The organism is Enterobacter sp. JUb54, from assembly GCF_014298075.1.
In the GTDB taxonomy this organism is placed as follows: Bacteria; Pseudomonadota; Gammaproteobacteria; order Enterobacterales; family Enterobacteriaceae; genus Klebsiella; species Klebsiella lignicola.
On the sequence record NZ_CP060418.1, the window covers coordinates 2690816 to 2709600 of the forward strand.

Here is an 18785-nt window from a genome sequence, read left to right on the forward strand (position 1 = left end):
AATGACAACAGCACAACTCGATACCCCTCTCGTCTCCCGCCGCTTCTGGTCCGGCATGACCCTGTTCATCTGCGCGCTGCTGGTCGCCCCCATCGTCGCCAGCCAGCTCGGCGGTAACTATTGGGTGCGGGTCATCGACTTCGCCCTGCTGTACATCATGCTGGCGCTGGGGCTGAACATCGTGGTCGGCTACACCGGCCTGCTGGATATGGGCTTTATCGCCTTTTACGCCGTCGGCGCCTATCTGGCAGCACTGCTGGCCTCGCCGCATCTGCTGGAAGTATTCCCGGTCTTAAATCAGTGGTTCCCGGATGGCCTGCACACCTCGTGGCTGGTGATTATTCCGCTCGCCGCGCTGGTGGCGGCGGGCTGCGGTATCGTGCTCGGCGCGCCAACGCTGAAGCTGCGCGGCGACTACCTGGCGATCGTCACCCTCGGGTTCGGCGAAATTATCCGCATTCTGATGCGCAACCTCGACCGCCCGGTCAACATCACCAACGGCGCCAAAGGTATTTCCGGGGTCGATACGCTGAATCTGTTCGGCCTGAAGTTTAGCGGCGTCTATCACTGGTTCGGCGTTAAAGTCCCGGCGCTGTGGCTGTGGTACTACCTGCTGATGCTGGTCATCGTGGCGATTATTTTCGTCTGTCTGCGCCTGCAGCACTCACGTATCGGCCGTGCCTGGCACGCCATTCGTGAAGATGAAGACGTTGCCCGCGCGATGGGCATTAATCTGCGCAACTACAAGCTGCTGGCCTTCGCCATCGGCGCCTCCTTCGGCGGCGTCGCCGGGGCGTTGTTCGGCGCATTTCAGGGCTTCGTTTCGCCGGAATCCTTCACCCTGCAGGAATCGATTGCGGTGCTGGCGATGGTGGTGCTGGGCGGGATGGGCCACATTCCGGGGGTGATCCTCGGCGCGGTGCTGCTCACTGCGCTACCGGAGCTGCTGCGTAGCCAGGCCGCCCCGCTACAGCAGGCGCTGTTTGGCGAGGTGCTGATCGACCCGGAAATTCTGCGCCAGCTATTTTATGGCCTGGCGCTGGTGCTGGTGATGCTGTTACGCCCGCAGGGCATCTGGCCCGCGCGCCATCAAGGAGCCAAAGCATGAGCCTGTTAAGCGTGCGCCATATGTTCAAGCGCTTCGGCGGCCTGACGGCGGTCGATAACGTGTCGCTGACGATCGATGACGGCGAAATCTACGGCCTGATTGGCCCCAACGGCGCAGGCAAAACCACCTGCTTCAACCTGATTACCGGGCTGTACCCGGCGGACAGCGGCGAGTTTGCCATCGCCGGAGAGCCCTATTCGCCGAAAAATATCGAGAAGGTCACCGCCGCCGGGATCGCCCGTACCTTTCAGAATGTGCGGCTGTTCAACGAGATGTCGGTGCTGGAAAACGTGATGGTGGGCCGCCACGTGCGTACCCGCAATGGTCTGTGGGCCGCCCTCTCCCGCCATAAACGCGCCCGTGCCGAAGAGGCGCAGACCCGCGAGCTGGCGTGGCACTGGCTGGAGTATACCGGCATCGCACAGTTCGCCCACTACCGCGCCTGCGACCTTGCCTATGGCCACCAGCGGCGGCTGGAAATTGCCCGTGCGCTGGCTACCGAACCGCGCCTGCTGGCGCTGGATGAACCCGCCGCCGGCATGAACGCCGCCGAGAAGATGGCGCTTGGCGAACTGCTGCTGCGGATTCGCAACGACGGTAAAACGCTGCTGATGATTGAGCATGACGTCAAGCTGGTGATGGGGATCTGCGATCGCCTGATGGTGCTGGATTACGGCAAAACCTTAACCAGCGGCACGCCGGATACCGTCCGCCGCGATCCGGCGGTTATCGCCGCCTGGCTGGGAGGCAATGCCCATGTCTGATTTATTAACCGTTAACCAACTTGCCGTCCATTACGGCGGTATCCAGGCGGTACGCGACGTCTCCTTTAGCGTTAAAGAAGGCGAGCAAACCACGCTTATTGGCGCCAACGGCGCGGGCAAAAGCTCAACCGTTCGCGCCATTACCGGGCTGGAACCCTTTAGCGGCGACATCCTGTTTAATGGCAAGCCGATACGCCAGCGCCGGGCCGACGCCCTGCTGCGCGAAGGGCTGGTGATGGTGCCGGAAGGTCGCGGCATCTTTGCCCGTATGACGGTGCTGGAAAACCTGCAAATGGGCGCCTGGCTACGTCGCGATAGCGCGGCGGTCCGCCAGGAAATGAGCGATATTTTCGCCGCTTTTCCACGCCTTGCCGAACGTCAGCATCAGCTGGCCGGACTGCTTTCCGGCGGTGAACAACAGCTGCTGGCGCTCAACCGCGCCCTGCTCAGCCAGCCGCGTCTGCTGATCCTCGACGAACCGTCGATGGGTCTGGCGCCGTTGATGGTAGAGAACATTTTCCGGGTGATTGCCACCCTGCGCCAGCGTGGCGTGGCCCTGCTGCTGATTGAGCAGAACGCCCGTCTGGCGCTGGAGGCAACCGACAGCGCCTGGGTTATGGACAGCGGCAGCATCGTCGAGCGCGGTCCGTCGCAGACGCTGCTGGCCGATGACCGGATTGCACAGATTTATTTGGGCGAAATGCCCGCTTAACACACCAACCAGCCTCAGGGAAAAACAATGAAAACAGCAACAATCAGTGCGCTCAGCGCCGCTATTCTGCTCAGTGGTTTTGCCTCATCCGCCGTATGGGCGCAGGCGCAAGAAACCGTGATTATAGGCCTGGCAGGCCCGCTGACCGGCCCTTCCGCGCGTATCGGCAAGGACCTGGAAAACGGCGCGCAGCTCGCCATTGACGATATCAACAAACAGCACCCGACCATCGGCGGCAAGGCGGTAACCTTCAAGCTGCAATCGGAAGACGATCAGTCCGACCCGCGTACCGCCGTTGCCGTCGCCCAGCGCCTGGTCGACAGCGGCGTCGCCGGCGTGGTCGGTCACTGGAACACCGGCACCAGTATTCCCGCCGCGCGCGTCTATCATGATGCCGGGATTGCCCAGGTGGCGCCGGTTGCGACCGGGCACGCCTATACCAAACAGGGCTTCGACACCAGCTTCCGCGTAATGGGCCACGACGATGACGGCGGCCAGTTTGCCGGACAGTACGCGGTACAAACCCTGAAGGCCAAGCGCATTGCGGTTATCGATGACCGTACCGCCTTCGGTCAGGGGCTGGCGGATGAGTTTATTAAGTCGCTGGAAGCGCAGGGTATCAACATCGTTGACCGTCAGTATGTCGATGACAAAACCATCGACTTCAGCGCCGTCCTGACCGCGATCCGCAGCAAGAACGCCGATCTGATTTTCTTCGGCGGCGTCGATAGCCAGGCCGCTCCGCTGGCGCGCCGCATCAAACAACTGGGCATGAACGCCACCCTGATGGGCGCGGGCGGTTTCGTCAGCCAGACCTTCCTCCAGCTGGCGCAGAAAGAAGGCGACGGCGTGGTCGCGCTGGAGCCGGGATTGCCGGTCGATCAGATGCCCGGCGGCAAAGCCTTTGAGCAGGCTTACCAGTCGCGCTATCACACCCATATCGAGCTGCACGCGCCGTTTGCCTACGACGCCACCCGCGTGCTGGTCGCCGCCATGGAAAAAGCCGACTCCGTCGACCCGGCCGACTACCTGCCGGCGCTGCGTGCCATTAGCTATTCCGGCGTCACCGGACAAATCGCCTTTGATAAAGAGGGCAACCTGAAAGCGCCAAGCTTTACCGTTTACAAAGTCGTCGACGGTAAATGGCAGCCGCAAACCGTACTCGGTGGCGCAAAAACGCAGTAACGCAGTGAGGCAATGTGATGAGTGATAATAATGAGCTGGGCATTCTCGCCCGCCGCAAAATTGAAGCTGAAATAATCAAGCCGATTTACGACATCCTGGTGCGCGAGATAGGTAAAGCGCGCGCCCAGGCGGTCATCGGTGAAGCCATTGAAAACGCCGCCATTGAGGCGGGAAAAACCTTTGCCAGCCAGGAGCCTGACGGCGCGAATATCCAGAGCTTTGTCGCCCTGCAATATCTGTGGGAGAAAGACAACGCCCTGGAGGTCAAGGTACTGGACGCCGACGACCAGCAGTATAACTACAACGTTAACCGCTGCCGTTACGCCGAGATGTATCACGAGATGGGGCTGGGAGAGATTGGTCACCTGCTCTCCTGCGCCCGCGATGACAAATTTATCGTCGGCTACGCGCCGGAGGTGGAGCTGACCCGCACCACCACCATTATGCAGGGCGGAAAGTGCTGCGACTTCCGCTATCGCGTGAAAAAGGACAAACCATGATAACCGTCAACGGCGAGCGCCTGTGGTCAACGCTGAACGAGATGGCGAGGATTGGCGCCACCCCGGCCGGCGGCGTGACCCGGCTGACCCTCAGCGACGAGGATCGCCAGGCGCGCGACCTGCTGCGCGAGTGGGCGCGGGAGGCCGGTTTTCCCTGCGAAGTCGATAGCATGGGCAATATGTTTATCCGCCGCGCCGGTAAAAATCCGCAGCTGGCCCCGGTATTGACCGGTTCGCATGTCGATTCCCAACCGCTCGGCGGCCGCTATGACGGCATTTACGGCGTGCTGGCCGGGCTGGAGGCGCTGCGCACGCTCAACGAGCGCGGCGTTGAAACCGAACGCGATATCCTGCTGGTCAACTGGACCAACGAGGAAGGGGCGCGCTTTGCACCGGCGATGCTCGCCTCCGGGGTCTGGGCCGGGCAGTTCAGCGAAGCTTACGCGCTGGCCCGTGAAGACCGCGACGGCATCAGCGTCGGCGCGGCGCTGGAGGCTATCGGCTATCGCGGCGAACGTCCTACCGCCGCCTTCCCGCTGCACGCCTGCTACGAAGTGCATATCGAACAGGGGCCGATCCTGGAACAGGAAGGCATTGATATCGGCCTCGTCCACGCGGCGATGGGTCAACGCTGGTTCAACGTCTCGCTGGACGGCTTTTCCGCCCACGCCGGAACCACGCCGATGGGCAGCCGCCGCGATGCCCTGACCGCCTTCGCCGAACTGGCGCTGGCGGTTGAGCAAATCGGCATCGCCCACAACCCCGACGGGCGGGCGACTATCGGCATGGCGCAGGTGATACCGGGATCGCGCAACGTGGTGCCGGGGCGCGTGGAATGCAGCGTCGAGTTTCGCCATCCGCAAACCCCGGCGCTGGAAGCCATGGAGCGGGAGCTGCATCGTGCCGCTGAAGCGCTGGCAGCGCGTGGCGTGACGGCAAACGTCGAGCGGATTTTCGATTATGCCCCTATTGCCTTTGATGCCGGGTGTCTCGCCCGTAGCGAACAGGCGGTCGCGGCACTCGGCTACAGCGCCAGACCGATGGTCTCCGGCGCCGGTCACGATACCTGCTATATCAGCAAGGTCGCGCCCGCCAGCATGATTTTTATCCCCTGCGAGAAGGGAGTGAGTCATAACGAAGCGGAGAACATTCAGCCCGGCTGGGCAGAGAAAGGGGCCAACGTGCTGCTGCACAGCCTGCTGCTCGCCGCGTCATAAAAGTCACCATCCAGTCTCTTTATCGTCATGGCGCCACGCGGTGCCATGACGTCACTCCGTTGCACCACGACGCTCGGCCCTGCGCTAAAGGATCGGCAACATCAAGCATAACCAAATCAAAACAATAAGTTATATTGTTTAACCCGATGACCTAAAACACATTTATTTCTGTATTTTCTGCTAAGATCAGGCAATAGATAACATATAGTAGAGTCACTGAGCGCTCATAGCGCCATCGCTCGCCGTGGTGATTTCGTGTAACCGCGCTCAATTTGTTCTTTTTTACTGCTGACGCTTCGGGTTCGTGTGAAAACAAAAAAGAAATCCACAACGTCGTCCAATGTCCTGCGCTATATCTGGGGCTCCGCGCTGGCGACCATTTTTTTAACCACCATAACGTCCTTCTGGCTACTTTCCGGCTCCTGGTCGATGTGGAAAAGCGCCCATAACAACGTCATTCAGTTTGACGTTTTTTACCGCGTGCTGCAGGTCTCCAACGACCTCGCCGGCGAGCGTGCCTTTGTCAACGAGCTGGTGCTTAGCCCGGCGGCAGAAAAAGAACAACGCTGGCAGGCGCTTATCGAACACCGAAAAATCACCGACCGCGACCTGCAGACGATCCCAAAAGACCTGCTGTCACCGGCCCTGATGGCCGATATGGTGCAGCAACTGGAACATTCCCGTCGTCTTGCCAGTACTTTCCGTACCCAGGTACTGAGCGACCCGGATACCGCCAACCACACCATTCTCGACATGGTGGTGGCCACCGACTTCTACCATAAAGCGTTGTTTGAGCGGACCTCTGAATTTCTGCTGCTGGAACCCAGCGCCCTCGGCCCGATCCTGCGCGCCCAGGCGCTCGGGGAATTGCGGGACGCCACCGGCCGGCTCGGTTCACAGGTGCTGATCCCGCTCGCCACGGACACCCCAATCCCCCAGACCAACCGGGAAGCGCTGATCCGTGGCATCGAGAGAATCAATACCGCCTGGTGGATCCTGCAAACCCAGGGCGATGAATCCACCTATCTGCCGCATTTCCAGAGTAAGCTGGATAGCACGCGCCGCGCCTTCGAAAAAGAGGGTATTGCCTTAATTAATCAGCTAAAAACTGAGAGTGATAATGGTATGCCCTACAGCGTGGATGCCGAAGGTTTTGCCACCCGCTACCACGCCAGCCTCAGCGCCTTCGATAATTTGCTCGATACCTATATGACCGGCGTGAAAGATCACTACACCGCTACCGAGCACCAGGCATTGCGGAGTTTCCTGTTACGACTGGTGGTGCTTGGGTTGATCTATGCCCTGACCATCGCGATGATTTTCTACATTCGCTCCCGGGTGTTACGACCGATTCTGCGCTTAAACGATATCGCCGCGGCGCTGATTGCGGGTAAACAGCTGCATGTGCAGATCGATGACGACACCGCCGAAGAGGTGCAGGAACTGTTTTCCTCGCTGGGCACTTTAGGGGAGAAACTGCATGAAGATGCCCTGCTCAGCCGTAAATATCAGCGCGAGTCGGAAGAAGACCCGCTGACCCACCTGTATAATCGCCGGGCCTTTACCAACCAGGCCAATGCCCGCATCAGCCAGTCCAGCAAGGCGCTTCCGGCGTGGTTAATCATGCTGGATGTCGACCGCTTTAAGTCGATTAACGATAACTGGGGGCACCCGATGGGTGATGAAGTGCTGGTGGCTCTCGCCAATACCTTGCAGAAGTGCAGCCGCCCGGAGGACGTGGTGGGCCGTCTTGGGGGAGAAGAGTTTGCGGTGCTGCTGTTAGCCAAAACCGCGGATGAGGTTGCCCGCTACGCCAGCACTATTCAGCAGGAAATCCGCAAGCTGACGTTCCATACCACCGGGAATCACACCTTTAAAGTCACCGCCAGTTTCGGGGTCTCCCGGGGCTGGCAGTGCCCGCTGACCGAGCTGCTGTCGCAGGCCGACAGCGAGTTGTATAAAGCCAAAAACAGCGGCCGCGACCGGATTTGCGGCCTCCCCTGAGTACCGCCTGAACCGCAGAACCCGGCATCACGCCAGGTTCTGCGGCCCGGTCGATCAATGCTTCTTGCGGTTACGGCGCATATCGATCGTCACCGCGGCGACGATAATAATCCCTTTGATAATATCCTGAACGTAAGCATCCACGCCGACAAAGGTGAAGCCGCTTTTGATTAAGCCGAGGATCATCGCGCCAATCAGGGTGCCGGTAATTCGCCCGACTCCGCCCATCAGGCTACTGCCGCCGATCACCGCCGCGGCAATGGCGTCCAGCTCATAGGACATGCCCATGCTCGACTGGCCGCTGCTGACGCGCGCCGCCAGCACCACCCCGGCAAGGCCGGACAGCGCCCCGGCGATGGTATAGACGATCACCAGATACTTATTCACGTTGATGCCGGACACTTTTGCCGAGGTCATGTTGCCGCCGATGGCGTACACATATTTACCGTAGCGGGTGTGCTTCAGCGCGATGTGAAACAGGGCGGCAATCACGAAGAAGATAATCACCGGCATCGCGCCCTGACCAATCGAGGTAAAGCTGTCAGACAGGAAGCTAATCGGGTTTCCCTGGGTGTAGTACTGCGCCAGACCACGTGCAGAAACCATCATCCCGAGGGTGGCAATAAACGGCGGAATACCGGTGCGGGTGACCAGAAAACCGTTGGTTAACCCGCACAGCAGCCCGACGCCAATCCCGGCGCAAATCGGGATCACCGCCGGCAGATTCACCAGCGCGGGAAACATCGGCGACAGGCTATCCGAAGTCTGCGCCAGGCTGGCCGCCACCACGGCCGCAAGGGCAATCACCGACCCGGAGGAAAGGTCTATCCCGGTGGTAATGATGACCTGCGTCACCCCGACGGCGATAATCCCGATAATCGCCACCTGCAGAACAATCAGAATCAGTCGGTTGGTGTTCATCAGGAAGGACTGGTCCCGGACAAACCAGCCGGCGATTTCAAAGGTCAGGGCAATCGCCACCATGACGATAAATATTCCGGTATCTTTCGGCAGTTTATGGCGCAAATTCCCCAGAAAAGAGGGACGCTCAGTTGCCGGTGCTGCGGTCAATTTCATATTGCTCATTCTCTACGCCTCAATGGGATGCCAACGACAAAATGGTTTCCTGATCGGCCTCGTCTTTATTGAGGATGCCGGTGATCCGCCCTTCGTGCATGACCATCACGCGGTCACTCATGCCAAGAATTTCCGGGAGTTCTGAAGAGACCATAATGACGGCGACACCGCGGTTCGCCAGCTCGCTAATCAGATGATAAATTTCAGCTTTCGCCCCCACGTCAATGCCGCGGGTCGGTTCATCGAGTATTAATATTTTCGGCTGCGCTAACAGCCAGCGGGCAATCAGGACCTTCTGCTGGTTGCCGCCGCTGAGGTTATTAATAATCTGATCCATAGTCGGGGTTTTAATATTCAGACGGCGGATCTGTTCCATGCAGTCTTCCGCCATCTTCATATGTTTGACGAACCCGCTCTTGCCAACATATTCCGGCATATTGACGATGCTCATGTTCTCCATCACCGAGAGCACCAGGAACAGCCCGGATTTTTTGCGGTCTTCGGTCAGCAGCGCCATCCCTTTTTCAATCGCCACGGAAGGCGAGCTAATCGTGACCGGCAGGCCATCAATCAGCACGTCGCCGCTGTCAAAGTGGGTCATGCCAAACAGGCTTTCCATCACCTCGCTGCGCCCGGCACCGACCAGCCCCGCCACGCCGAGGATCTCCCCCCGCCGGACGCTGAAGTTAATGTCATCAAAATACCCTTTGCGCGACAGATGCCGAACCGTCAGGACATCCTCGCCAATGGTGTTGTTGAATTTCGGGAACAGCTGGGTTAATTCGCGGCCCACCATCTGGGTAATTAACGACTGGCGGGTAAATTCCGCCGTCTGTTTGCTGCTGACCCAGGCGCCGTCGCGAAAGACGCTAATTTCATCGGTGATGGTGAAAATCTCGTCCATCTTATGGCTGATGTAGATAATGGCTTTGCCCTGCTCGCGTAAATCACGAATGATCGTGAACAGGTGGGCCACTTCCCCTTCGGTAAGCGCCGACGTCGGTTCATCCATAATCACGATATCGGCATTCCACGACACCGCTTTGGCAATCTCCACCATCTGCTGGGCGGCAATGCTCAGGTCGCCCACCAGCGCATCGGCGGAGAGGCGGATATTCAGTTTGTTGAGCAGCGCCTGGGTCTGGCGGGTCAGCTGGCGATGGTCGACAAAGCCGTATTTCATCGGCTCCCGGCCCAGCCAGATATTTTCCGCCACCGTCATATGCGGCACCAGATTCAGCTCCTGGTGGATCATCGAGATCCCCGAGCGCAGCGCATCCATCGTATCCTGGAACTGCACCGGCTCGCCTTTCACCCGAATCGCGCCTTTATCGGGACGGTAGATCCCGATCAGGCACTTCATCAACGTGGATTTTCCAGCGCCATTCTCCCCCATCAGCGCGTGCACCGTTCCCGGGCGCACGCGTAATGAGACATTGTCGAGCGCCTTCACGCCGGGAAAGAACTTGCTGATACCTTCGGCTTCAAGTGCAAAAGCGTTCATACTTCACCCTCCGTACCGCCGTTCCCGGCCCGATTATTTTTGGTTACGGCTGACGAAGTCAGACATATTCTCTTTGGTAATCAGCTGGTAAGGCACATCGATGATTTTTTCGACTTTCTCGCCGTTGGCCAGTTTCACCGCCGCATCCACCGCGCCTTCGCCCTGCCCTTTCGCGTCCTGGAAAATAGTGGCGATCATCTTGCCGTTTTTCAGCATCTGTAATGCGTCTGGGGTGCCGTCGACGCCGGCAATCAGGATGTGGTTCGGGTTACTGCCCAGCGCCTGCAGGGCACCGATCGCCATCTCATCGTTGTTGGAGGCGATGGCCTGAATATCTTCCCCGCTGGTCATCCAGTTACTCACCACGTCCACGGCATCGTTGCGCATAAACTTGGCGGTCTGTTTCTGGACGATTTTAATATCCGGGTATTTCGCGACCACCTCTTCCACCCCTTTGGTGCGGTCGCGGGTAGATTCGTTAGCCAGGTCTCCCAGCAGAATCGCCACGTTGCCTTTACCGTTCATCGCTTTCGCCAGCGCTTCCATCTGCAGACGACCGGCCAGCACTGAATCGGAGCCGACGTAGGCCATTTTGTCGGTCAGCGGCACCTGTGGACGACGGTTAACGAACACCAGCGGAATACCGGCTTTAGTGGCCTGGTCGATAATCGGTTTCACCGCGTTGGTATCGACCGGGTTGACGATGATCGCGTCAACGCCCTGGCCAATGAAGTTCTGCACCTGCTGAAGCTGCTGCGCGACATCGCCCTTGGCATCTTCAACCTGCGATTTCACGCCCTCTTTTTGCATCTCTTTCTGCATCGCGGTACGCAGAATAGTCAGGAAGTTATCATCGAAAAGCGCCATCGAGACGCCCACGGAAAGGTCTTTGGCCATCACGGCGGCGGGCAACATACAGATTAACAAAGAGGCAACAATCGTTTTCTTGATGTTCATAGTTGATCCTTGGGGTTCGGTGATATGCCGGTGCATTGAGATAAAATGAAAAATTCATTTCGTCATGTTGCTTTCTGATGCCGATCGACGCCAGGAACAGAGGGACGACCTCTGAGAGCCCTGTTTTTGTTCATGTTTATGATTACTGCTAAATTCAGTTGATTTTTAATGAATTATTAAAACAGCAGTTCATTAACCATGCGATTTGTCGACAGCCTCAATTCAGTTGTTTTGTTTCATTAACATCAAATATGAAACTTTTATAATTAAATAACTGAAATGAAAATTTTAAAACCGCCTGGTAACAGAACTTTGACAGATATCTAACATTGCTGCATAAACGAGCAAAAAATGAGAGGCAGGTTACAGATTGCGCATAAGTCAGCGCCCGGAAGGTGGCATTTGAGCAAACAAGATTTCTCACATTAACTACAGGGTTAATTGAAACGTCAGGCACTATTTTCACCCCGCCGTGACGGTGAGATTCCCAAAGCTGGCGCAGAGGCATAGACTGCTCGCTTCCGTCATTATTTCGTGCAGGCAACCTGCCATGTCCCGTCGATTTTCGCTTAAGCTCGCCCTCCTGACCGTGGCGCTCGCCCTGCCCGCGCTGGCGCAGGCCGCGCCAGATATTGAAGTGGGTTTTTCACCAGAAGGCTCGGCCCGGGCGCTGGTGCTGCAAACCATCAATCAGTCCCACACCTCGATCCAGATGATCGCCTACGCGTTTCAGGCGCCGGATATTGCCCGCGCGCTGGTGGCCGCCGAGGCCCGCGGGGTGAAAGTGCAGATCGTGGTCGATAAAAAACGCAATCGCGTGAAGGCCAGCCAGGCCATGATGCAATATGTTGTTGAGGGCGGCGTGGCGCTGCGGGTAGACGGCCACTATCACATTCAGCATGACAAGATGATGATTGCCGATGGCGACACCGTGGAAAGCGGATCGTTTAACTATGCCCCGTCCGCCGAAACGGAGAACAGCGAAAACGTCGTGGTTATCCATCATCAGCAGGCGCTGACCCGGCAGTTTATCGCCCACTGGCAATCCCGCTGGGATCAGGGAGTGGCCTACGCCGGTTAACTTTGCGCAGGATGGCAGGATTATGCGTGGGGGATGTTCAGAAACGCCCCTCGCCATGCGTGCGCAAGGGGCGTGATCTTTCAGAGCAGTTTATTTCTGCGGACGCATCGCCGGGAACAGGATCACGTCGCGGATGGTGTGGCTGTTGGTAAACAGCATCACCATACGGTCGATACCAATCCCCAGACCCGCGGTCGGCGGCAGACCATACTCCAGCGCCGTCACGTAGTCTTCGTCGTAGAACATCGCTTCGTCGTCACCGGCCGCTTTCGCGTTAACCTGGTCCTGGAAACGTTGCGCCTGGTCTTCCGCATCGTTCAGCTCGCTAAAGCCGTTACCGATTTCACGTCCGCCAATGAAGAATTCAAAGCGGTCGGTGATTTCCGGATTAACGTCATTACGACGCGCCAGCGGAGAAACTTCTGCCGGGTATTCGGTAATAAAGGTCGGTTGAATCAGGTGCGCTTCTGCCACTTCGTCAAAGATCTCGGTGACGATACGGCCCAGGCCCCAGCTCTTCTCAACATTAATACCGATGGATTTGGCGATGGCTTTCGCCGCGTCGAAGTTATCCAGATCCGCCATTTCGGTTTCCGGGCGGTATTTCTTGATAGCTTCACGCATGGTCAGTTTTTCAAACGGCTTGCCGAAATCGAAGGTCTGATCGCCATAAGGCACCTGCGTTTTACCCAACACGGTTTGTGCCAGCGTACGGAACAGCGATTCGGTCAGTTCGATCAGATCTTTGTAATCCGCATACGCCATGTACAGTTCCATCATGGTGAATTCTGGATTATGGCGAACGGAGATCCCTTCGTTACGGAAGTTACGGTTGATTTCGAACACCCGCTCAAAGCCACCAACCACCAGGCGTTTCAGGTACAGTTCCGGCGCGATACGCAGGTACATGTCCATATCCAGGGCGTTGTGATGGGTGATGAACGGACGAGCAGACGCCCCGCCGGGGATCACCTGCATCATCGGGGTTTCGACTTCCATAAAGCCGCGGGCGACCATGAACTGGCGCATCGTCGCGAGAATTTGCGAACGGACTTTAAAGGTGTGACGCGATTCGTCGTTAGCGATCAGATCCAGGTAGCGCTGGCGATAGCGAACTTCCTGATCCTGCAGGCCGTGGAATTTATCCGGCAGCGGGCGCAGGGCTTTGGTCAGCAGGCGCAGTTCGGTGCAGTGAATGGAGAGTTCGCCGGTCTGGGTTTTAAACAGCTTACCGCGGGCGGCGATGATGTCGCCAAGGTCCCACTTTTTAAACTGGTCGTTGTAGATGCCTTCCGGCAGATCGTCGCGCGCCACGTACAGCTGGATGCGGCCACCGACGTCCTGCAAGGTAACAAAGGAGGCTTTCCCCATGATGCGGCGCGTCATCATACGACCCGCTACCGAGACTTCAATATCTAACGAGGTGAGCGCGTCGTTATCCTTGCCATCGAATTCAGCGTGCAGTTGGTCAGACGTATGGTCACGACGAAAATCGTTCGGGAACGGGATACCCTGCTCACGCAGCGCAGCCAGCTTTTCACGGCGGGTTTTCAGTTCATTATTAAGGTCAATTGCCTCATCGGCACTTTGTGCTTGTTGTTCAGACATGTTGGTTCCTCATAACCCTGCTTTCAATCTTGCTTCGATAAATTGAACCAGGCCACTATCCGGCGCAGCCTGGTGCGTGCGGGTCTCTGCACCAGTACGCCGCCGATCTCTGACGTCACCGCCAAAGAGCGAACGATAGAATATTTACGATCCTGGCTTTACTTAAGGCTGATATCACTCAGCAATTACAGAATTAAAGCTTTTTCATTCACTGGCTCGCCATCTCGCCAGAATATCCTCCTCCTAACAGATGAATGATGCAAGACGCAGATCGGCCAGCGCCTCGCCGGGCACTATTGGTAGCCCGGACAAGGCGCAACGCGCCGCCTCCGGGACAACGGCCTGTTTGCCCCCTGGATTCCCCCGGTGGCGCTACGCTGACCGGGCTACGGGCTTGCGCTATTGGTAGCCCGGACAAGGCGCTACGCGCCGCCTCCGGGACAACCGCCGGTTTGCCTCCTGGCTTCCCCGGTGGCGCTACGCTGACCGGGCTACAGGCTTGCACTATTGGTAGCCCGGACAAGGCGCTACGCGCCGCCTCCGGGACAACGGCCTGTTTGCCCCCTGGATTCCCCCGGTGGCGCTACGCTGACCGGGCTACGGGCTTGCGCTATTGGTAGCCCGGACAAGGCGCTACGCGCCGCCTCCGGGACAACGGCCTGTTTGCCCCCTGGATTCCCCCGGTGGCGCTACGCTGACCGGGCTACGGGCTTGCACTATTGGTAGCCCGGACAAGGCGCTACGCGCCGCCTCCGGGACAACGGCCTGTTTGCCCCCTGGATTCCCCCGGTGGCGCTACGCTGACCGGGCTACGGGCTTGCGCTATTGGTAGCCCGGACAAGGCGCTACGCGCCGCCTCCGGGACAGCGGCAAGTTTGCCCCCAGGATTCCCCGGTGGCGCTACGCTGACCGGGCTACGGGCTTGCGCTATTGGTAGCCCGGACAAGGCGCTACGCGCCGCCTCCGGGACAACGGCCTGTTTGCCCCCTGGATTCCCCCGGTGGCGCTACGCTGACCGGGCTACGGGCTTGCGCTATTGGTAGCCCGGACAAGGCGCAACGCGCCGCCTCCGGGACAACAGCCAGTTTGCCCCCAAGATTCTCCCGGTGGCGCTACGCTGACCGGGCTACGGGCTTGCGCTATTGGTAGCCCGGACAAGGCGCTACGCGCCGCCTCCGGGACAGCGGCAAGTTTGCCCCCAGGATTCCCCGGTGACGCTACACTGACCGGGCTACGGGCTTGCGCTATTGGTAGCCCGGACAAGGCGCTACGCGCCGCCTCCGGGACAACCGCCGGTTTGCTCCCAGGGTTCCCCGGTGGCGCTACGCTGACCGGTCTACAGGCTTGCGCCGTCGGTGACCCGGCGTTTACCCACGCTGCACACCGCGCCGAAGGCCAGGATGACAATCACCGCCACACACCCCAGCGTCCACTCCCCGATTTGCGAGAAGAAATGCTGCCAGGCGGTAATCGCCGTCTCGCTGAGCTGGGATTCGGTGGTCTGTTGCGCCACGATCCCCGCCAGCCAGTTGGCCACCGCTCCGGTCGCCAGCATATAAATCCCGGTCAACACGCCGGTCACCCCCGGCATGTTCAGACGGGTGATCTGCGCCATCGCCACCGGGTCGATAAACAGCTCGGCAAAGCCCATCAGCGCCAACCCGGTGACCATCAGCCCCATTGAGGCCTGCCCATCGGCGGCACCGTGGCGGGCGTTGAGGGCCAGCACCATAAATCCGCAGCCCATCAGCACCAGACCAAAAGCAAACTTCAGCCAGACGCGAAACGCCGAGCGGGTGCTGCCTTCCGGGCGCATCAGCCATGCCAGCACCACCCCTGCGGCCATCACCGCCACCGCATTCACCGACTGGAACAACGCCGTCGGCACTTCAATATTCAACAGATGACGATCGACAAAACGATCGATAAACAGGCTGATCGAACTACCGCCCTGCTGCGCCAGAACCCAGAACAGGGTGCCGGTCAGCATCAGCAGTACGATTTGCCACAGCGCCCGGCGGTGTTCCGGGGAGGAGATCATGATCCGCGCCACCATCTGGGCGGCAAACACGCAGACGATAGCCAGCAGATAGCCAGACCAGTTGTTTTCCAGCAGCAACGTGAAGAAAACCGGCGCGACGCACAGCATCACCACCAGCCAGCCCCAGGTGGGCAGCACAAATTTCACCGCGCACAGCGCCTGTTTATCGACGCCGCGGGTGTGGCTGAAATGCCGATGGCCGCTCAGGAAAATCAGCAGCCCGATAAACATGCCGATCCCCGCCAGCGCAAAGCCGATGTGCCAGCCGTACCATTGCGCTGTCAGGCCGCAGGCAATCGGCGCCGCGATGGAGCCGACGTTCCCCGCCGCGTACAGCAGTGAAAAACCACCGTCGCGTCGACGATCGTCGGTGGCGTACATCTCGCCAAGCAGGCAACTGATGTTGGATTTGAACAGACCATAGCCGCAGATAATGATCGCCAGCGCGAGGTACAGGCTCCAGGTGGCATCGGATTCGACGCCCAGCACCACATGGCCGAGCGTCATCAAAAGCGCACCGGCAATAACTGCCGTGCGATTACCGAGCAGGCGGTCGGCAAGCCAGCCGCCGAGAATGGGGGTCACGTAAACCAGAGAAGCGTAAGCACTGAACAGACTGATGGCGTGGCTGTCATCAAAGCCAAGTTGATGGGTGAGATAGAGGATGAGTAAGGCACGCATGCCGTAAAAGCTGAAGTATTCCCAGATTTGGATCGCTACGATGTAATAGATCGCGCGCGGTTGTGAGGGTGTTTTCATGAGGTCTCCTGCAGCGTGAAAAAAGGGAAGTGGCAAGCCACTTCCCTTGGAGCTTCAATTACTTATTGTTTTCTTCTTGCAGCACTTTAACGGTGTAACGACCATCCGCCTGACGATAGGCACCGTGGATGTCGGTTTCGAAGCCCGGGTAGTGGGCGCCGATTTCGCACAGCATCTGCAGGAATTCCAGGACCGGACGGCTCTCTTCGGTGATCATTTCACCTGGCATCACCAGCGGAACTCCCGGAGGATACGGCAGGATCATGTTGGCATTGACACGGCCAACCATCTCTTCGAGATACACTTCTTCAGTTTTACCGTGCAGCTCTTTCTGGAACGCAGCGTACGGTGTTACCACCATGGCCGGCAGCACTTCGAATGCGCGGAACATCAGGTCCGGCAGGTTGTGGTGCGCGATCAGTTTGTGAATGTTCTGCGCCAGTTCCTGAACACGCATGTTTTCATAGAACTCAGGATCTTCACGATACAGTGACGGCAGCATGTTTTTCACACGCAGGTTCAGGTCGAACGCACGTTTGAAGTCGGTCAGAGCACGCAGCAGGCTCAGTGCTTTGGTTTTGTCGATACCGATGCTGAACAGGAACAGCAGGTTGTACGGACCGGTTTTCTCAACCACGATGCCGTGTTCGTCGAGGTATTTCGCCACGATGCTGGCCGGAATACCGAACTCGCCCATGGTGCCGTCTTTCTTCATCCCCGGAGTCAGCAGAGTGACTTTGATCGGGTCGAGGTACATGTGTTCGTTATCGATGTTTTTGAAACCGTGCCATGCGCTATCGGAGCGCAGCGGCCAGCATTCCGGGCCATCGATATGTTCCGGCTGCCAGACATCGAAGAACCAGCCTTCAGACTCGCCTTTCAGACGTTTGATCTCTTTACGGAACTTGATAGAACGTTCGATAGAGCCATCAATCAGACGTTTACCGGCGTTGCCTTTCATCATTGCGGCAGCGGTTTCTGTTGACGCCACGACACCGTAATGCGGAGAAGTGGTGGTGTGCATCATATAGGCTTCGTTGAAGGTCTCTTCGTTGACATCGCCTTTTACGTGAATCATCGAAGCCTGAGAGAAGGCCGCCAGCAGTTTGTGCGTGGACTGGGTTTCGTAAATCACTTTCCCTTCAACACGGCCACCGCTCATCCCGCATTTCCCGGCATAGATTGGCGAGAAGTTGGTGTAAGGCACCCAGGCGGAGTCAAAGTGGATGGATTTCACATCCAGCGTTTTCTTGATGAAGTCGGTGTTGTACAGCAGACCATCATAGGTGGAGTTGGTGATAACGGCGTGTACCGGCCAGGTAGCGTTCGGCGTCTCTTTCACGCGTTTAGCGATAGTCGCGTGCTGGAATTCGCTCTGCGGAATACCACCGAGGATGCCGTAAGCGTTACGGGTCGGACGGAAGTAAATCGGCGTAATGTCGCTCATCATCATCAGATGGGTCAGCGATTTGTGGCAGTTACGGTCAATCAGCACGGTGCTGCCGGCTGGTGCAGAGTACATACCGACGATTTTGTTCGCGGTTGAAGTACCGTTGGTCACCATGTAGCTGCGTTCTGCGTTGAAGACACGCGCAATGTACTCTTCCGCTTCTTTGTGCGGGCCGCTGTGATCCAGCAGTGAACCCAGTTCAGAAACTGAAATCGAGATATCGGACTTCATGGTGTTAGAACCGAAGAAGTCATAGAAGATGCTGCCTACCGGGCTTTTCTGGAAGGCGGTACCGCCCATGTGGCCAGGAGTACAGAAGGTATATTTGCCTTCACGCACATATTTGAACAGCGCTTTGGTCAGCGGCGGCAGAATAGTGTCGATGTACTCATCGGTATTCTGTTTGATTTTATCAGCGATATCATCGGCGGCGCCCAGTGCATATTCGAAGAAGCGCACCTGCATACGCAGATCGTTAAGGCTGACGTCCAGGGTAGAGTAAGTATTGGCGAAAGCATACAGCGGCATATATTCGTTCAGTTTGCTGATTTCTTCGCACAGTTCGAGATTGTACTTATCCCAGTCGAAGATCACGCCGCACAGGCGGGCGTTATTTTCGATCAGCTTCAGTAAATCTTCGCGGTCGTTCGGATAGACAATACGGAAGTCCAGGCGTTCAAGGGCGCGATGCAGTTCACGGATAGGCTCTTCTTTAAAGTAGACGCCCATGTGATTCATGATTGCGATAACGTTCATAGTCGAATCTCCAGATATGGAGAGCCCCTCCCGTCACGAGATGACAGGTGCAGGAAGGAGCT

General features: G+C 57.9%; 14 protein-coding genes. 8 read left to right on the plus strand and 6 right to left on the minus strand.

Annotation, left to right across the window (positions count from 1 at the left end):
* Position 1 precedes the first annotated feature (1 nt).
* The 7 genes from HF679_RS12405 (at position 2) to HF679_RS12435 (ending at position 7490) form a co-directional block, all read left to right on the plus strand.
* Positions 2–1108: a branched-chain amino acid ABC transporter permease gene (locus HF679_RS12405; protein WP_123755803.1), complete on the plus strand. Its 1107-nt coding sequence runs from the start codon at positions 2–4 to the stop codon at positions 1106–1108.
* A complete protein-coding gene (locus tag HF679_RS12410) occupies positions 1105–1872 on the plus strand; it encodes an ABC transporter ATP-binding protein (protein WP_123755802.1) in 768 nt (255 codons plus the stop codon). The genes HF679_RS12405 and HF679_RS12410 overlap by 4 nt, the downstream gene beginning before the upstream one ends.
* The gene (locus HF679_RS12415; protein WP_123755801.1) at positions 1865–2584 is read left to right on the plus strand and encodes an ABC transporter ATP-binding protein; all 720 of its coding nucleotides are present in this window, start codon (positions 1865–1867) and stop codon (positions 2582–2584) included. Before HF679_RS12410 ends, HF679_RS12415 begins: the two co-directional genes overlap by 8 nt.
* A 27-nt stretch (positions 2585–2611) precedes the next feature.
* Positions 2612–3769, plus strand: a complete 1158-nt coding sequence (locus tag HF679_RS12420; RefSeq protein ID WP_123755800.1) for a branched-chain amino acid ABC transporter substrate-binding protein — start codon at positions 2612–2614, stop codon at positions 3767–3769.
* A gap of 17 nt (positions 3770–3786) precedes the next feature.
* The gene (locus HF679_RS12425; RefSeq protein WP_123755799.1) at positions 3787–4269 is read left to right on the plus strand and encodes an L-2-amino-thiazoline-4-carboxylic acid hydrolase; all 483 of its coding nucleotides are present in this window, start codon (positions 3787–3789) and stop codon (positions 4267–4269) included.
* Positions 4266–5486 (plus strand): Zn-dependent hydrolase, encoded by a 1221-nt coding sequence (locus HF679_RS12430; RefSeq protein ID WP_187042095.1) that lies wholly within the window; start codon positions 4266–4268, stop codon positions 5484–5486. The genes HF679_RS12425 and HF679_RS12430 overlap by 4 nt, the downstream gene beginning before the upstream one ends.
* A 306-nt stretch (positions 5487–5792) precedes the next feature.
* On the plus strand, positions 5793–7490 hold the full coding sequence (locus HF679_RS12435; RefSeq protein WP_123755797.1) for a sensor domain-containing diguanylate cyclase: 1698 nt from the start codon (positions 5793–5795) through the stop codon (positions 7488–7490).
* A gap of 54 nt (positions 7491–7544) precedes the next feature.
* On the opposite strand, the gene HF679_RS12440 is transcribed toward HF679_RS12435, so the two are convergent.
* The 3 genes from HF679_RS12440 to HF679_RS12450 are packed head-to-tail and all read right to left on the minus strand — an operon-like array spanning position 7545 to position 11028.
* Complete coding sequence (locus tag HF679_RS12440; RefSeq protein WP_187043053.1) at positions 7545–8567, minus strand: ABC transporter permease; 1023 nt, start codon at positions 8565–8567, stop codon at positions 7545–7547.
* Positions 8568–8586: 19 nt separating this feature from the next.
* Positions 8587–10071: a sugar ABC transporter ATP-binding protein gene (locus HF679_RS12445; protein ID WP_123755795.1), complete on the minus strand. Its 1485-nt coding sequence runs from the start codon at positions 10069–10071 to the stop codon at positions 8587–8589.
* A 33-nt stretch (positions 10072–10104) separates the two neighbouring features.
* A complete protein-coding gene (locus tag HF679_RS12450; RefSeq protein WP_123755794.1) occupies positions 10105–11028 on the minus strand; it encodes a sugar ABC transporter substrate-binding protein in 924 nt (307 codons plus the stop codon).
* Between the two features lie 550 nt (positions 11029–11578).
* Here HF679_RS12450 and HF679_RS12455 point away from each other — a divergent pair.
* Entirely contained in the window at positions 11579–12109 is a 531-nt protein-coding gene (locus tag HF679_RS12455; RefSeq protein ID WP_187042096.1) for a phospholipase D family protein, read from the plus strand.
* A gap of 90 nt (positions 12110–12199) precedes the next feature.
* Here HF679_RS12455 and lysS read toward each other — a convergent pair whose 3' ends face one another.
* The 3 genes from lysS to cadA all read right to left on the minus strand — a co-directional run bounded on the left by lysS (position 12200) and on the right by cadA (position 18723).
* The gene (lysS, locus tag HF679_RS12460; RefSeq protein WP_123755792.1) at positions 12200–13717 is read right to left on the minus strand and encodes a lysine--tRNA ligase; all 1518 of its coding nucleotides are present in this window, start codon (positions 13715–13717) and stop codon (positions 12200–12202) included.
* A gap of 1336 nt (positions 13718–15053) precedes the next feature.
* Complete coding sequence (gene dtpD, locus HF679_RS12465; RefSeq protein WP_123755791.1) at positions 15054–16517, minus strand: dipeptide permease DtpD; 1464 nt, start codon at positions 16515–16517, stop codon at positions 15054–15056.
* Between the two features lie 58 nt (positions 16518–16575).
* The gene (gene cadA / locus HF679_RS12470) at positions 16576–18723 is read right to left on the minus strand and encodes a lysine decarboxylase CadA (RefSeq protein ID WP_123755790.1); all 2148 of its coding nucleotides are present in this window, start codon (positions 18721–18723) and stop codon (positions 16576–16578) included.
* Positions 18724–18785 lie beyond the last annotated feature (62 nt).

Bases quoted from the DNA above. Each gene is read 5' to 3' on its own strand.
- HF679_RS12410 (WP_123755802.1), top strand. From the start codon at position 1,105: ATGAGCCTGTTAAGCGTGCGCCATATGTTCAAGCGCTTCGGCGGCCTG.
- dtpD (WP_123755791.1), bottom strand. From the start codon at position 16,517: ATGAAAACACCCTCACAACCGCGCGCGATCTATTACATCGTAGCGATC.
- HF679_RS12420 (WP_123755800.1), top strand. From the start codon at position 2,612: ATGAAAACAGCAACAATCAGTGCGCTCAGCGCCGCTATTCTGCTCAGT.
- HF679_RS12450 (WP_123755794.1), bottom strand. From the start codon at position 11,028: ATGAACATCAAGAAAACGATTGTTGCCTCTTTGTTAATCTGTATGTTG.
- HF679_RS12425 (WP_123755799.1), top strand. From the start codon at position 3,787: ATGAGTGATAATAATGAGCTGGGCATTCTCGCCCGCCGCAAAATTGAA.
- HF679_RS12430 (WP_187042095.1), top strand. From the start codon at position 4,266: ATGATAACCGTCAACGGCGAGCGCCTGTGGTCAACGCTGAACGAGATG.
- HF679_RS12415 (WP_123755801.1), top strand. From the start codon at position 1,865: ATGTCTGATTTATTAACCGTTAACCAACTTGCCGTCCATTACGGCGGT.
- HF679_RS12455 (WP_187042096.1), top strand. From the start codon at position 11,579: ATGTCCCGTCGATTTTCGCTTAAGCTCGCCCTCCTGACCGTGGCGCTC.
- cadA (WP_123755790.1), bottom strand. From the start codon at position 18,723: ATGAACGTTATCGCAATCATGAATCACATGGGCGTCTACTTTAAAGAA.
- HF679_RS12405 (WP_123755803.1), top strand. From the start codon at position 2: ATGACAACAGCACAACTCGATACCCCTCTCGTCTCCCGCCGCTTCTGG.
- HF679_RS12440 (WP_187043053.1), bottom strand. From the start codon at position 8,567: ATGAAATTGACCGCAGCACCGGCAACTGAGCGTCCCTCTTTTCTGGGG.
- HF679_RS12445 (WP_123755795.1), bottom strand. From the start codon at position 10,071: ATGAACGCTTTTGCACTTGAAGCCGAAGGTATCAGCAAGTTCTTTCCC.
- lysS (WP_123755792.1), bottom strand. From the start codon at position 13,717: ATGTCTGAACAACAAGCACAAAGTGCCGATGAGGCAATTGACCTTAAT.